Raw genomic sequence first — 13,226 nt, 5'->3', positions numbered from 1 at the left:
CCGGCGCCGGATTTGTCATATACCAGCCTTTTATTCCGGAGGAATTTCATGTGTGCGCCCCCCACTCCCGAACTTCTGATCCTCGACGAAGCGGACTCCACGAACACTTACGCGAAAAACCATTTCGATGAACTGCCGGACGGAAGCCTCGTCGTGGCCCGGCACCAGACGGCCGGACGCGGCCGACGCGGCCGCGTGTGGATTTCCCCGCCCGGCACGAACTTCGCCGGAACCGTGCTTCTCAAGCGTCTGGAGGACGGGTTTCATGCCGGATGTCTGCTCGGACTCGCTGCCCTGTCGGTGGTCCGGGAGCTCGCACCGGAAGTGCCCGCCTACCTGAAATGGCCGAACGACATCTATGTCGAAGAGCGCAAGCTGGCCGGCATTCTCAGCGAAAGTGCCCGGTTCGAGCACGGGCGGATCACCGGCGTCGTCTCCGGGGTCGGCGTGAATCTGAATCTGCCCCGGGAAGTGCTCGCGACGATCGATCAGCCCGCAACTTCACTCCTTGCAGAGACAAATCGGGAATTTAATCTCGATTTTTTTGCAAAAAAACTGGCAGAACAGCTGATTCGATACTATGTTATCTATTTAAAAAGCGCCGGAGCCGTTCTGGATGAGTGGAAAAAAGCGAATCTTCTGGTGGGAGAGCCCCTTGAGGTTGTGGATTCGCACGGCGACAGACACGCAGGGATTTTCCGTGCGATTCTGGACGACGGCAGCATGGAGTTTGAAGAAAGCGGCGCAAAAAAGACATTCCTGTGCGGAGATGTGAAAATCCGCAGGGAATCGATCGACTGGTGGAGAGTGAACCAAAAGAGTCTTGATTTTTCAAGAAGTTACAAACAACCCAAGGAAGAGTCAATCAAATGGAAAGTCAAATGAGTTTGCTGTGGGACGGCGTAAAGCTGATGGTCCTTGGCATGGGGATCGTGTACGTCTTTCTCGTCATCATGATCTTCGCGATGAATCTTCTGAAGCGGGCGCTTGCTCCGTTTGCCGGAATGCTTGAGCCGCCGCCGAAGGCTCCTGCAAAGAAGAAGGCTGCGGCCAGCGGCGACGACGCCCAGCTCGCCGCGATTGCGGCCGCCGCGGTCGAAGCGGTTCGCTCCAAATAATCAAAATCCAATACTCACATATCAATCATAACGGAGAATCGTAAGAAGATGAAGAAAATCAAGTTCATGGATTGCTCGTTCCGTGACGGATTCCAGTCCTGTCTCGGCGCCCGCGTCAAAACCGACGATTTCCTGCCCGCGCTGGATGCCGCGGTCAAGGCCGGAATCGACTATATCGAAATCGGCGGCGGCGCCCGCTTCCAGAGCCTCTACTTCTACTGCCAGGAGGACGCGTTCGAGATGATGGACCGCTGCCGTGAAGTGGTCGGCCCGAACGTGAATCTGCAGACCCTCGCACGCGGCGTGAACGTGGTCGGCCTCTCCTCGCAGTCGAGCGATATCATCGAGCTCCACGCGAAACTCTTCAAGAAGCACGGCATCACCACGATCCGCAACTTCGACGCGCTCAACGACGTGCGGAATCTGACCGCCTCGGGCAAATACATCACGCAGTACGGCCTCAAGCATCAGGCGACCGTCACGATGATGGGACTCGCGCCCGGCCTCAATGAGCCGTATGCGCATACTCCGAATTTCTACATCGACCGGCTGAAGGAGATCCTCGCGAGCGGCATGGCGTTCGACAGCCTCGCGTTCAAGGATGCCTCCGGCACCTCGACTCCGAAGACCGTCTATGAGACGATCAAACAGGCGCGCGAGATCCTCGACGCCGAGTTCAAGGGCGACAACCGCAAGAGCATTTCGTTCCACACGCACGACACGGCCGGCATGGCGGTCAGCTGCAACATGGCGGCGATCGAAGCGGGCGCGGATGTGATCGACCTGGCGATGAGCCCGCTCTCGGGCGGCACCTGCGAGGCGGACATCCTCGTGATGTACCAGCGTCTGCGCGGCACGGACTACACGCTCGACATCGATCCGGAGAAGATCCTCTCCGCCGAGAAAGTGTTCGAGAAGTGCATGGACAAATACTTCATGCCGCCGGAGTCGATGCAGGTCTCTCCGAAGATCATCTTCTCCCCGATGCCGGGCGGTGCGCTCACGGCCAACACTCAGATGATGCGCGACAACAACTGTCTCGACAAGTACGACGACTGCATCGCGGAAATGCGCGAAGTCGTTGCGAAGGGCGGATTCGGCACCTCGGTTACGCCAGTCAGCCAGTTCTACTTCCAGCAGGCGTTCTCCAACGCGATGCAGGGCCGCTGGAAAGTGATCGACAAGAACGGTTACGGCAAGATGGTTCTCGGTTACTTCGGCAAGACCCCGGTCGCGCCGGATCCGGAAATCGTGAAGATGGCCAGCGAGCAGCTCGGCCTTGAGCCGACCACCGAAGCCGTGGTCGACCTGAACAACCGCAACCCGAAGCTCGGCGTGAAATACAACACGAACCTGCTCATCGAGGCGGGGCTGCCGGTGACGGAAGAGAACATCTTCATCGTCGCGGCCTGCGGCGAGAAGGGCCTGAAATATCTGCAGGGCGACAAGCCGATGGGCATCCGCTACAAGGAAGCCGCCAAGCCCGCGAAGAGCGCGGCCAAGGGCGGAGCCTACACCGCCAACGTCGACGGCAAGAACGTCGCGGTTCAGCTGAATGCGGCGGGCGACGCCTACACCGCGACGGTGAACGGCAAGAGCTTCACGGTGAAGGTCTCCGAGGGTATCGCGAGCGCCGCTGCCGCTCCGGCCTCCTCCGGCGAGGGCAAACCGCTGCCGTCCCCGCTCCCGGGCACGATCGTGAAGATCTTGGTTCAGGAGGGCGAAGAGGTCGCGGCTGACGACGTCATCCTCGTGATCGAGGCGATGAAGATGGAAACCGAAATCAAGGCCCCGGCGGCCGGCGTCATCCGTGAAATCAACGTCACGCCGTCCCAGGTTGTGGCTGCGGGCGACACCCTTGTGATGATCGAGGAGAAGTAACACAATGCGAAAAGTGAAACTTTTTACCGCTGTCTGCCTTGCGCTCTTCGCCGGGGCATTGATGGCTGCCCCGGAGCCGACGGTTCCGGCGGCTCCCGCGGTCGATCAGGCGATCCGGGAAGGTGTGAAAACCGTCGTGGAAAAGAAAAACGCGATTCAGCTGCCTGCGACGGCGGTTCGGAATGCGACTTCCAGCGATGAACTCATCGGCTGGTACATCGACCCGGCGACGCAGATGCGCTACATGGTCTATGAGTGGGAGAAACCCGCTGTGGTGAACTCGCTCACGATGGCTGCCAACCAGAAGGTTGCCCCGGGCCGCGAAATCATGATTCTGGTTCCGCAGGGCCGCAGCAAGGGTAAATTCAAGATCGACATCGCCGCGAAAGTCGCGCAGCTTGCGCCGGGATTCAAACCCTCCGCGGTGGTGGAGCCGGGCACGGTGATGGCGGTCTTTCAGCCGATTGAAGTCGCACACGACTCGGTGAGCAACACGACCGTGGTCGGCGGCGGCCTGCCGGGCTGGGGCGAGGCGATGAAGGGGCTCTGGCAGAGCACCGGCATCTACGACATCATCAATCAGAGCAGCAGCGATTTCAAGTCGACCTGGATTCTCGGTCTCGGTCGTGTGCTGATGATGCTCGTTGCGCTCGTGCTGATCTATCTTGCGATCGTGAAGGAGTTCGAACCGCTGCTGCTGCTGCCGATCGGATTCGGCGCACTGCTGGCGAACATTCCGCTGGCGGGCATCGCCGGTCCGGACGGTCTGCAGGGTCTGGTGTTCGAAGTCGGCATCAACTCGGGAGTGTTCCCGCTGCTGATCTTCATGGGCGTCGGCGCGATGACCGACTTCGGTCCGCTGATCGCGAACCCGAAGACGGCGCTGCTCGGCGGCGCGGCTCAGTTCGGCATCTTCTCGGCGCTGATCGGCGCTCTGCTGCTGACGATCTGGATTCCGGCGATCAACTTCAGCATCCTCGATGCTGCCAGTATCGGCATCATCGGCGGTGCGGACGGCCCGACCTCGATCTATCTTACGAGCAAACTTTCTCCGAAACTGCTCGGAGCGGTCGCGGTGGCGGCCTACAGCTACATGGCTCTGGTTCCGATCATCCAGCCGCCGATCATGAAGTGGCTCACGACGAAGGAAGAGCGCAAAATCGCGATGAAACAGCTCCGCACGGTCGGCAAACTCGAGAAGATCTGCTTCCCGCTGCTGATTACGCTGCTGTGCGCGTTCCTGCTGCCCGATGCGGCTCCGCTGATCGGTATGCTCATGCTCGGCAATTTGATGCGTGAGTGCGGCGTGGTGGAGCGTCTGAATCAGACCGCTCAGAATGCGCTCATCAACATCGTCACGATCTTCCTCGGGATCGCGGTCGGGTCGAAACTCTCGGCCGACCAGTTCCTGTCGATCCAGACGCTCGGCATTCTGCTGCTCGGTGCGATCGCATTCGGCCTCGGAACCGCGGGCGGCGTGATCTTCGCGAAGATCATGAATCTCTTCAGCAAGGACAAGATCAACCCGCTGATCGGCGCGGCCGGCGTCTCCGCGGTGCCGATGGCGGCGCGCGTGGCGAACAAGGTCGGTTTGGAGGCGAATCCGCAGAACTTCCTGCTGATGCACGCGATGGGACCGAACGTCTCCGGCGTGATCGGATCGGCTGTGGCGGCGGGCGTGCTTTTGAACATGCTCAAGCACCTGGTCTGATCTTTCCTGCATCCATCCAACGCCGCGGCGAACCGAATTCGCCGCGGCGTTTTTTGCTTTATTCGTTTGACTTCTTTTCAAAGAGACACTATATTCCTGCATCGGAATCGCTCAAACGGGAGGTTACTATGTTGCGTTTTCTCTTCGGTTCTCTGTTCATGTTGCCGCTGGTTGCGTTGTCGGCGCTCCCGGCGCGCGTTTACGATCCGGCGACGGATGCGCTGCAGATCAATGTAAACCAGAGCGACGCTCGTCGCCAGTCCGTTCTTCCGGGGAACGCCCCTTCCGGGCAGGCGATGCTCCATGCGAAGTGGGATTGCTCGGCGGCGAACTATCTGGAATTCAATTTTCTCCAGCCGATTCCATTGCCGGAATTCAACACCGGGGAAGTCGCGCTGGAGGTGTTCATTCCGGAAGGAGCCCCAATCCGGAAAATCAACTTCCGGCTCATTGACTCGCAGGGAGAGACGTTTCAGTACATGTTCCCGACCGCGCAGCTCAAGCCCGGGCTGCAGACGCTTTTGGTGCAGTTGAACAGCGTTCACAAGGAATCATGGGGAGCAAAGAAGAACGGCAGGGTCGACTTTCCGGCGCGGATGCTCGGCGTCTCGGTCGACTTCAATCGCAAGGAGGGGCAGGGAGAACTCTGGATCGGCAAAGTCGCCTTCACGCCCGGGCCACTGGAACTCGGAGAAATGCTGGTAGATCTAGCCACAACACCGGTCCGGATTCATCTTGCCGGGGACAGAGGACAGACCGCTGCCGTGGAGGAGGCCGACGGGAGACAGGCGCTGCGCTTCAACTGGGACGCGGCCCGGGGGAAATGGATGGAGTTCGCATTCACTCCGCCGCTGCCGCCCTTTGCGGAATTCGATTCGGCCCGTTTCTGCGTTGAACTTCTGATTCCGGAAAATTTTGATGGTAAAACCGTCAATCTCCGTTTATCCGACAAAAGTGGAGAAGTGTTTCAGTATTCCTTGCCGACAAAAGGGCTTGCACCTGGCTGGCATCTTGTTTCCCTGCGGGTGGAAAAAAGTGGAGCACCTGCACGCGGCATCTGGAGCGGAGACCAGAACCGCAAGTTGGATTTCCCGGTTCGCCTGGCCGGTTTCTCCGTCGATTACCCGGCGGGAAGCGGGGAAGGAACGGTCGCATTCGGCAAAGTCTACCTGGCACGATGAACCTGTTTCAAACGATTCGCTGCGACTGTCTCGTCATCGGCGGCGGTCCGGCGGGACTGTCGGCTGCGGCGGCTGCGGCGGAGTCAGGACTCAATACCGTTCTGGCCGAATTTCTCCCCTCCCCCGGCCGCAAACTGCTGGCTTCGGGTTCCGGAAAGTGCAATGTGACGAATCGACTTCCGCTTGAGGAGTTTGCGCGACGCTATCAGTGCGGAATGCACTTTGTCCGGCCGGCACTTTATGCGTTTCCGCCGGAAGCGCTGGAGAAATTTCTCACTGCAAACGGAGTTCCGGTGGTTGCGCCGGACGGGTTTCACTGTTTCCCGAAATCGATGCGGGCCGGAGATGTGCTGAACTTGCTCCTCAACCGTTGCAGGAGATTCGGCGTAAACGTGATTCCGGAGTGCCGGGTTGAAACACTGAACCTGGCAAACGGAGCTGTTCGCGGCGCGAGCGCCGGAGCGGTCCGCTTCGACACCGGACGGATCATCCTCGCCTGCGGCGGGATGGGTTATCCGGCGCTGGGTGGACGCGGCAGCGGCTACGAACTCGCCCGACAGGCGGGCCATGAGATCATCCAGCCCGTTCCGGCGCTGGTCGGGCTGAAGTCTGCGGAGAAATGGGCTTCGCAGCTGCCCGGGGTCCTCCTTCCGGACGCGACTGTCCGGTTCGGGAAAAAACTAACGGGACGTGGTGAACTCATCTTCACGCACACCGGGATCTCCGGACCGGCGGTACTCGATCTATCCGGCAGCGTCGCACGGGCGCTCGCAAATGGCGGAGAGCCGATCCTCGAATGTTCCTGGGAGAGCCGGAACGCGGGAGAGTACCGGGAACGCATCTCCTACTGGCAGAAACATGCGGGAAACAGATCGCTGAAAGGGCTGCTGGGAGCAACGCTCCCGTCCGCGTTGGTCCGGGCACTGCTCGATGCGGCGGGGGTTCCGGCGGAGCGCTGCGCCGCGCGCCTTCGCGCGGAAGAGCGGGAGCGGCTCGTCTCCGCATTTTCGGGATATCCGCTGCCGATCGCCGGGACGGACGGCTGGGAGAAGGCGATGGCGACTGCGGGGGGAGTTTCTCCTTCGGAGGTTCATGCCGGAACCCTCGCAAGCCGGATCGCGGAGGGAGTTTTCCTGGCGGGCGAGATGCTTGATGTCGGCGCGCCCTGCGGCGGATACAACATCCAGTGGGCGGTCAGCTCGGGCCGGTTGGCGGGAGCATCGGCAGGAAGGGGAGGTACACGCCTCAAAGGTTGACATTTCCTCCTGTTGCAAAGCAACGTGAAAGGAGGTTTTTCATGTCAGACAACTTCTCTCCGCATGCACTCCGGCTCACAGGAGGGACCAACATTGCCGTGGAAACGACGCCGGATGGATTCCGGATCAACCAGATTCCTTCGGTCGTTCCGGTTTACCAGGGATTTTTTCTGGTGCGTCCCTATCCGAACCATTCGGCGGACAACCCGATACGGGCGGTACAGATCGTGAACGGAGCGCTCCCTTACGAGGAGTCACTCACAAATCCGGCGGGTTATGTGCTGATCGACCGTTTCTACTACGTGCCGGAAGATGACGGCGGTCCACGGATCGAGGCATGGCGTCTTCCGGTGCTGGTTTCTCCCGCGGTCACTTTGTCCATCGTAAAGAGCTCCACCATCTATCTTCAGATCACGGCAGAGCACTACAAAGGCAAGAGCAACTGTTTTCCGGAAGCGGACGGCACTCATGTGACGTTCAGAAGCAGATACCAAGTTCTGACCGACATGCCGACTCTGCAGCACGGAACACTCAACATCCCGCTGGCGGGAGTCGAACTGGACGAGGAGAGCGGAGCTTTCGCGATCACTCAGCTGAGCTGGGGAGTTCCCTGCGGAGCGATCGCCCGGTACAGCAAGGCCGGCCTGGAAGAGCCGGAAGAGTAATCCTTATTTCCGTTCCTTTCCGCCGCCGGCTCTGCGACGGATCTCAATCGAGAGCGACAAATCGTCCAGCCACACCGTCCCGGTGGTATCCGGCGCGACGTTGCAGTTGACAGTCAAAGTCGCAGTTTCCGGCGGGATCTCTCCGGTAACTTCGATTTTGCGCCAGTCGTGCGTTCCGGCACGGTAGGCGGACTCCCGCCAGAGAATCCGGCTGCCGTCGGCGGCAAAAAAATTCACACCGATATTCGTGCCCCGTCCGGCGATGCCATCTCTCCGACAGCTGCCGGTCAGGGTCATCACCGCATATTCGTTTTCGGCCAGGGGTCCGATCAGGCGGCGCAGATCGACTCTCTGAAAAACGCCCAGAAAATCGGAGGGGCCCGGCGCGGGAATCCTCACCGCCATGGCGCGCTTCCCATCCGCGGCGGAATCTGTCGTCACCTCAACACGACCCGCCTCTCCGAGGGTGCTCTGCCAATGCGCGTTTCCCTCTTCGAAGGAACCGTTGGCAAGCAGCGGACGCGGCGTCATCGGATAGGTGCGGACCGTGACGTCCCCCGGGTAAACAGGCGCTCCGGCCTCGCCGGAGATCCGGCCGGTGATGAAAAGCGGGAGTTCGTCCAACTCCAGTCTGATCCGGCCGTTTTCAGCTTTCAGCGACCGGGTCTGCCCCATGACATCGGTGACCGTTACGAGATTATCCGGCGTGTTAAGCGTGACAACCGCGCGAGGCGCATCGCACAGAACAATCGCATTGATCCGGCCGCGGGAGGCGGAATCAAATGCAACCCCCTTGCAGTAGCCGGCATCGGACGCATGTACGATGTTGAGGACAGAGGCGCTTTTCATATCGTGCAGCAGCCCGATCATCACAGCGTGGGCCACAAAATTCGGTTTCGGCGAAAAATCCCTGCGAATCAGCCCGAAATTGTGTTCGTGATGGCTGGTCGTTCCATCATTGCGCAAATCGTATTTGAACACTTTCTCCGCTCCGTTCGCGAGCTGTTCGAGCTGCATGGCAAGCTCGCGCGCTATCTGAAGCCGTTCGGAAGAACCGCCTGCGGAATGGGTTCCGATTTCCGTAACCCAGACCGGACGCTCCGCCGCGCCGTATGCGGCGAGCAGAGTGCGGCACGCGACCAGATCGGCATTGTAGTGAAGGTTCATGATGTCGAAGTTCGCCGCGATTCCCGCGTCGAGCGTTTCCTGCAGAAACGGGCGGTAAGTCGCCCCTTTCGGGATGGCGGCGGTGACGCCCATGTAGAGAATCTTCGCCTGCGGATTGGCGGACAGGATTCCCTTGCGGGCGGCGGCATGATAGGCGACCGCATCGCGAATGATCCCGCGATCGTCATTTGCAATCCAGTTTTTCCAGCTTCCGCGCCAGAAGAGTTCGGCATCGGGTTCGTTTAAAATCTCCCAGTGGGAGATGAAGTCGCACTCCTTCGCATAGCGGGCGGCGAATTCGGTCAGATCCGCCCAGTCGGTCGGGGCGACCCGGCTCCAAACTTCATAGTTGCTCCCGGCCGGCGCCCCGGACGCGTAGCGGGCAACGTAAAAAATCGTTCCGACCACCCCCATGCCGCTCTTACGGAGGAACTCGTTGAGCGGAGCAAACTGCCGGAACAGCCGATCGGCATCCTCACGTTTCCGCAGGTCGCCCCAGTCGAACTGGCTTCCGCGCACCCAGCCGAAACCGGCGCGGCGCGCGATCTCGACCTCACGAACCGCCTCTTCGTACGGCAGTCGCGTCAGATGAAAATTGCAGCCGAACGGAGTGTCGGGAGTGGCGAGTTTCGTTTGATCCGGGGTGACGGCGAACGATTGACGGAGCTCCGTGCCGGACAATGCCAGGACAAAATATCCCGGTCTGCCGGTCGGAATCCGGATTTGCACCTTCCGATCACCCGGAGAAAACTTCACCGGCAAAACCGTCTCATTCCCGAAAAAATCGGTTACGCTCACCCGGGGAGCCTTCCCGGGCGATTCGTCGAGCGAAACTTCCGCGACCACCTCTTCTCCGGGCTGGAAGAACCAGCCCGGAGAGTGTCCGCTTTCCTTCAACGTGAACTCTGCAGCCGCCACACCGGCAAAAGAAAGAAGCAGAAGCGAAACAACTTTGAATAATTTCCCGTTCATCTTCCAATCATCCTCGTCAAACTACTTTCTGTCGTAGCCGCTGCTGAGGCTGTTGTACGTGCCGTAAAGAAACCAGTTGGGATCGTAGACGCCGCCGGAGTAACGCAGTTCACGCCAGATTTCCACATGCCCGTCCACCCACAGGGCGTTCACATTGATCTGCCCCAGCGCCGGCTGACCGCCGGAGATCAGCGTTACGGGAATGGTATCGTGAAAACTTTTCTTCTCCAGCATCAGCACCTGCCGGGAAGGATGTTTGAGTGAAGTGATCTTGACATTTCCGTTGTTGGTGCTCTTGATGATGTAACGGAACAGATAACTCGTCGTGCACCACTTGGTTGTGTTGTCGATCTTCGACGGCAGAGGTTTCAAGACCCCGTCGAGGTTCGGATCCTCCTGACTGCCGGGGCAGATCGTTACGCCGAGTCCGCTCATGTAAGGCCAGAGCTGGGTCGGCCATGTGAACACCTTGTGATCGTGAATCGCATGTTCATTGAGGAATGAAGGGTTCATCGGGATCTGTTCCTCGTAATCCGCGGTGTAGAGCGCCATGGCCTGCCCGAGCTGTTTCAGATTGCTCAAACATTTCGTGCGCTGCGCCGCCACCCGGGAGCGGGTCAGAGCCGGGAGCAGCATCGAAGCGAGAATCGCAATAATCGCAATCACCACAAGCAACTCGATCAAAGTAAAAAATTTCCGTTTCATGCCTCTTCCTTTCATGTCAGTGATTTTACGGAACCGCGTTCCACGACGACTGCATCGATGATAACCTGGCAGATCCGCTCGGGGTCGCGCCAGAGAGTTTCGATCACATCGAGAATTCGGGCGATATACTCCTCGAAATTCGGACCGGCCGTTGTGAGGGGCGGCAGAAAAAAGGCGCCCTGATTGGAGCCGTCCGCCCCGATCACGCTGATATCGTCGGGAACCTTGAACCCGTGCTCGGAAAGTGCGCAGATCACACTGAGGGCGGTGCTGTCGCTCAAAACGTAAACGGCGGTGAAATCAGGTTGTTGCCGATCCAGAAACTCGGAGAACACCGCGTGGGTTTTGCTGACGGAACTTTCGCCGTTGACGATCCCGCACTCGATCTCCCGAACGCGGCAGCCTGCCGCCCGGGAAAACGTGACGAACCCGTTCCACCGTCCGCGGATGACCGAATTGTGCGGTTCCGAAATGACCACGGCCAGATCCCGATGCCCCTTCCGATAGAGATAGCTGGCCGCCAGCACTCCATCGCCCAGCGAACTGGAACTGACGAAATTCATTTTGATCTCCTCATAAACCCTTCCCATCACGACCAGCGGGATCGGCACCTGGCTCAGAAAGTAGAGATCTTCAGCGGTCAATGGATGATCCGGAAGCAGCACCAGGGCGTCGAATCCGGTCGTACGCAACTCCCGGAACGAGTAGGAACACGGATAATTGACCCGTTGAACCTGAATATCCGATTTGTTCGCGGAAAGTTTCAACCGTTCCTCGATCTCCACAAACGAAACCGATGGCCAGTCCGGCAGCAGAAGGCCGATCCGTTTCTTGTCATGATCCACCTCGCCGCTGATGAAAAGCGTACCGTCCGGACGACGCGCAAGCAACCCTTCATCGATCAGGCGGCTCAAAACCCGGGTGATGGAGAGCTGGCTGGTCTCATAGCGCCGCATGAGCTCGCGAATGGAACCCGCCCTTGATCCGACCGGCAGTTGAAGCAGCTCCCGGCGCAGAGGTTCATAAATCAGATCTACTTTGCTTCTTCTCATTGCATTTCCCATTGTGTTCTACTGTAATTATACGGTTGTAATACACCAATGCAAAGGTGTATTACTATTTTTTTCCGGCATTTTTTCGGAAACGGCGGATTTCCCATGAATCTCCTGTCGTCAAATGATATTTTTCCGGAGGGATCCCGGCGGCCTGGCTCCTTTTTTCAGGCGAATACCGGCCCTGCCCCGACGCCAGGGAAACAGCGGACGGGCCGGGGTTGAAACACCTGACACGCAACCTGTTCTGAAAATGCGCCACTCTGCCGGCGGGAAACCGGCCAGGCTCCGACTCACCTTTTTCATCGAAAAAAACTTCGCCTCCCGCTTGCGAAAAGCCGGGAGGGAGTATATCTTTCCATACCTGTTGATGCGCGATAAACAACCGGAGGGATCCCCATGCAGAAAGAAACGGTTCTGGAACTTAAACCGGCAGCGGGCAATCCGCGCAACTCCGAAGGCGCTTTTCTGCGCCTCGCCGACGGCGGAATTCTCTTCGCCTACAGCCGTTATTCCGGCGAAGGAGCGGAGTGGGAGGATGATTCTCCCTGCGACATTGCCGCACGCTATTCCCGCGACGGCGGTGCGACGTGGAGCGGCCGGGATCGGATCCTCATTCCGCGCGGGGACGCGATGAACGTCATGAGCGTCTCGCTCCTGCGCATTTCGCAGGAACGTATCATGATGCTCTATCTGCGCAAATCGCATGATCCGCAAAACCGGGTCGAGTGCCGTCCCTTCGTAACCTTCTCCGAGGACGAGGGGGAAAGCTGGGAGACGCCCCGCGCGCTCACGAGCGTCGGCGGCTACTTCGTCGTCAACAACGACCGGCTGCTGCAGCTGGAACAGGGGCGGATCATCATTCCCTGCGCCTGGCACCGACCGACGGAGAACGGCCACGACTCGCGTGCGATCGGGCTCTTTCTCCTTTCAGACGACGGTGGTCGCACCTTCCGCGAAGCGGCGGACTGGGTTCTGCCGCCGCAGTCAAGCGCTTCCGGAGTGCAGGAACCCGGCGTTGTGGAACTCGCCCCCGGCAAACTGCTCGCGTTTTTCCGCACGGATCAGGGATATCAGATGACCTCCGTGAGCGATGACGCAGGGGAACACTGGAGTTCGGTTGAGCCGTCGAATTTCATCTCTCCGCTCTCCCCGATGACGCTGAAGCGCGATCCATTCGGCGGCCAACTGTGGGCGGTCTGGAACGACCGTTCCGGGCGGTGGAATCTGCCGAAGCCGGAGGAGTCCTCATGGCAGCGGACGCCGCTCACACTCGGGATCGGCGGGAAACCGGACCCGGAATCGATGGAACTCTCACTGCTCGAAAACGACCCGCGCTGCGGTTACTGTTACGTCGCGCTGCATTTCGAACCGGAATACGTCCTGCTGGCCTGCTGCTGCGGCGGAAACGGCACGATCGTGCTGCAACCGACCCGGATCATCCGGCTCAAGCGCTAAGCGGGCCGGGGGACCCGGGACAGAGCGTTTCGCTCCACTCTTTCCGGCAAAAAGACTCCC

The 13,226-nt window shown here is 59.5% G+C and carries 11 protein-coding genes; 8 read left to right on the top strand and 3 right to left on the bottom strand.

All coding sequences use genetic code 11. From position 1 onward, the window contains the following. Positions 1 to 48 precede the first annotated feature (48 nt). The 7 genes from Q0K10_RS03205 to Q0K10_RS03175 all read left to right on the top strand — a co-directional run bounded on the left by Q0K10_RS03205 (position 49) and on the right by Q0K10_RS03175 (position 7,812). On the top strand, positions 49 to 885 hold the full coding sequence (locus Q0K10_RS03205) for a biotin--[acetyl-CoA-carboxylase] ligase (RefSeq protein ID WP_294503078.1): 837 nt from the start codon (positions 49 to 51) through the stop codon (positions 883 to 885). Next, positions 882 to 1,118, top strand: coding sequence for an OadG family transporter subunit (locus Q0K10_RS03200; RefSeq protein WP_294503075.1), 237 nt, complete (start codon positions 882 to 884; stop codon positions 1,116 to 1,118). Before Q0K10_RS03205 ends, Q0K10_RS03200 begins: the two co-directional genes overlap by 4 nt. Positions 1,119 to 1,166: 48 nt before the next feature. After that, entirely contained in the window at positions 1,167 to 2,999 is a 1,833-nt protein-coding gene (locus tag Q0K10_RS03195; RefSeq protein WP_294503073.1) for a biotin/lipoyl-containing protein, read from the top strand. A 445-nt stretch (positions 3,000 to 3,444) separates the two neighbouring features. Then, on the top strand, positions 3,445 to 4,710 hold the full coding sequence (locus tag Q0K10_RS03190; RefSeq protein WP_366942945.1) for a sodium ion-translocating decarboxylase subunit beta: 1,266 nt from the start codon (positions 3,445 to 3,447) through the stop codon (positions 4,708 to 4,710). A 128-nt stretch (positions 4,711 to 4,838) separates the two neighbouring features. Next, positions 4,839 to 5,891, top strand: coding sequence for a hypothetical protein (locus tag Q0K10_RS03185; RefSeq protein WP_294503069.1), 1,053 nt, complete (start codon positions 4,839 to 4,841; stop codon positions 5,889 to 5,891). Then, complete coding sequence (locus tag Q0K10_RS03180; protein ID WP_294503065.1) at positions 5,888 to 7,147, top strand: aminoacetone oxidase family FAD-binding enzyme; 1,260 nt, start codon at positions 5,888 to 5,890, stop codon at positions 7,145 to 7,147. The genes Q0K10_RS03185 and Q0K10_RS03180 overlap by 4 nt, the downstream gene beginning before the upstream one ends. 41 nt (positions 7,148 to 7,188) lie before the next feature. Next, positions 7,189 to 7,812, top strand: coding sequence for a hypothetical protein (locus Q0K10_RS03175; protein WP_294503063.1), 624 nt, complete (start codon positions 7,189 to 7,191; stop codon positions 7,810 to 7,812). A gap of 3 nt (positions 7,813 to 7,815) precedes the next feature. Here Q0K10_RS03175 and Q0K10_RS03170 read toward each other — a convergent pair whose 3' ends face one another. The 3 genes from Q0K10_RS03170 to Q0K10_RS03160 are packed head-to-tail and all read right to left on the bottom strand — an operon-like array spanning position 7,816 to position 11,708. After that, positions 7,816 to 9,951 carry a glycosyl hydrolase gene (locus tag Q0K10_RS03170; RefSeq protein WP_294503060.1) on the bottom strand — a complete coding sequence of 712 codons (2,136 nt, stop codon included), beginning with the start codon at positions 9,949 to 9,951 and terminating at the stop codon, positions 7,816 to 7,818. Positions 9,952 to 9,972: 21 nt separating this feature from the next. Further along, complete coding sequence (locus Q0K10_RS03165; protein WP_294503057.1) at positions 9,973 to 10,656, bottom strand: type II secretion system protein; 684 nt, start codon at positions 10,654 to 10,656, stop codon at positions 9,973 to 9,975. An 11-nt stretch (positions 10,657 to 10,667) separates the two neighbouring features. Next, positions 10,668 to 11,708, bottom strand: coding sequence for a substrate-binding domain-containing protein (locus tag Q0K10_RS03160; protein WP_294503053.1), 1,041 nt, complete (start codon positions 11,706 to 11,708; stop codon positions 10,668 to 10,670). 399 nt (positions 11,709 to 12,107) lie between these two features. Between Q0K10_RS03160 and Q0K10_RS03155 the strand changes: the two genes are divergently transcribed. Then, positions 12,108 to 13,166 (top strand): sialidase family protein, encoded by a 1,059-nt coding sequence (locus tag Q0K10_RS03155; RefSeq protein WP_294503050.1) that lies wholly within the window; start codon positions 12,108 to 12,110, stop codon positions 13,164 to 13,166. The last annotated feature ends 60 nt before the right edge of the window (positions 13,167 to 13,226 follow it).

Origin of the sequence: uncultured Victivallis sp., from assembly GCF_944391105.1 — a bacterium.
In the GTDB taxonomy this organism is placed as follows: Bacteria; Verrucomicrobiota; Lentisphaeria; order Victivallales; family Victivallaceae; genus Victivallis.
Note: the sequence above shows the minus strand (reverse complement) of the source record. Positions and strands in the feature narration are given on the sequence as shown.